This window comes from Hymenobacter persicinus (assembly GCF_004167665.1).
Lineage (GTDB): Bacteria > Bacteroidota > Bacteroidia > Cytophagales > Hymenobacteraceae > Hymenobacter > Hymenobacter persicinus.
Window position 1 is genome coordinate 1 of record NZ_SEWE01000092.1, and the last position, 1,774, is coordinate 1,774.

The following is a 1,774-nucleotide window of genomic DNA, read 5'->3' on the forward strand; positions in this document are numbered from 1 at the left end:
TGCCCACGGCGGGGGTCCAGGCGTTGTAGTCGCCGCCGCTGTCGGAAAACAGCGCGTAGGGCGCCACCGACTCGACCTGGCTGCGGGCCTGGGTGCCGTTGAGCTCAAAGACCACGCTGCCCACCGTGGCCGGATTCGTGTTGGCCCGGATGTTCAGGTTGCGCGTGGGCAACGTGCCCAGATCCAGCGTGGCCCCCGGCGCCAGGGTGCGGATATCCTGGTCGGTGTCGGCATTGACCAGCGTGAAGCTCACCAGCGCGGGGCCCGCCGGCACGGGCACGAAACTGGCCGTAATGGTTTTGCTGCTGGTCATGGTCACCGTGAGCGGGTTGGCGGTGCCGGTAGCGTTGCCGCTCCAGCCACTAAACTGCTGCCCACTGCCCGGCGTGGCCGTCAGCACCACGCTCGTGCCGTTGCGGTAGGTGGCCTGGGCGGGACTTTTGCTCACGGTGCCGTCGCCGCTGGTCAGCACGCTGAGCGTGTGCTCGACGGCCCCGGCCTGGTCGGTGACAGTGAACGTGATGCTGGTACTGGCGCCCGGGGTGCCTCCCCCGCCCCCGCCGCTGTAGGCCGTTGCGGTCAGCGTGTACGTCCCGACAGCGGGGGGCCAGTCAAAATAATTGCCTTGGGCGTCGGAAAACAGGGCGTAGGGCGCCACCGATTCCATCTGATTCTGCGACTGGGCGCCCCGGAGGGTGAACTCCACGCTGCCCACGATGGCCGGGTTGGTGTTGGCCCGGATGTTCAGATTGCGCGTGGGCAGCGCGTTCAAATTCAGCGTAGCCCCGGGCGCCAGGGCTTGAATGTCCTGGTCGGTATCCGAGTTGATCAGCGTAAAGCTTGTCACGGCGGCCAGAGCGAAGTTGGCCGTGATGTTGCGGTTTGCCGACATGGGCACCATCAGCGGGTTGGTCGTGCCCGTGGCATCCCCGCTCCAGCCCGTAAACAGCTGCCCGGCCGCGGGCGTGGCCGTCAGCAGCACGGTGGCGCCGGCCGCGTACTGGGCGCGCTCCGGACTTTTGGCCACGGTTCCGCTACCGGTGGTTGTCACGTTGAGAGAATAGATGGCCGGTGGCGCGGGTCCGAGCAGGGTCTGCACAGCCGGCATCCAGCGGCTGACCATCTTCGCCTCGCCCGCGGCCGTGGGGTGCGTGCCGTCGTAGGTATCCACGGCGGGGTCGAAGCCCGTATTTTGGTCTACCAGCAGCACCGGCGACTCGGGAGTATTTTTCTGCTGCACCAGCGCCGGCAGCAGCGAGTTCAGGGCCGTGATGTTGCTGTTGCCGGGGTTCTGCAGTGTGGGCAGCAGCTGGGCCAGAACGATTTTCACCCCGGGCCGGCCCAGGCGAAACTGGTCGATGATGAGCCCGATTTCGTCGCGCGTGCCTGTGATGCTGCGGTTCTGGAACATATCGTTGGACCCCACGTGAATCAGCACAATATCAGGCTGGGCGCTGGCGGCCCAGGCCTGCACCATCGGCCGCAGGTCACTAGCCAGCGCCCCCCAGCGGCTTTCGTGGTCGAGGTCGAAGTCCGGGTTCGGGGGCGGCCCGCCGTAGTTGCTGCGCTGGGAGCCCACGAAATCCACGCTGTAGCCGGCGGCCTGCAGCTGCTGCCAGAGCACGCGGCGGTAGGAGTTGTGGTTGTAGTCGCCCTGAGTAGCGGAGGCGCCGAAGGGCATTATTTTCACCTGGGCCTCTCCTACCGCCGGCCGCAGCAGCAGGAGCAACAGACAGACCAGGACCAGGGGCGCGGCGCGCAACAAACGTACTCG

The 1,774-nt window shown here is 66.9% G+C and carries 1 protein-coding gene; it reads right to left on the reverse strand.

Annotation, left to right across the window (positions count from 1 at the left end; genetic code table 11):
• On the reverse strand, positions 1–1,774 hold a 1,774-nt coding region (locus EWM57_RS20650), incomplete at both ends, for an InlB B-repeat-containing protein (protein WP_129923194.1).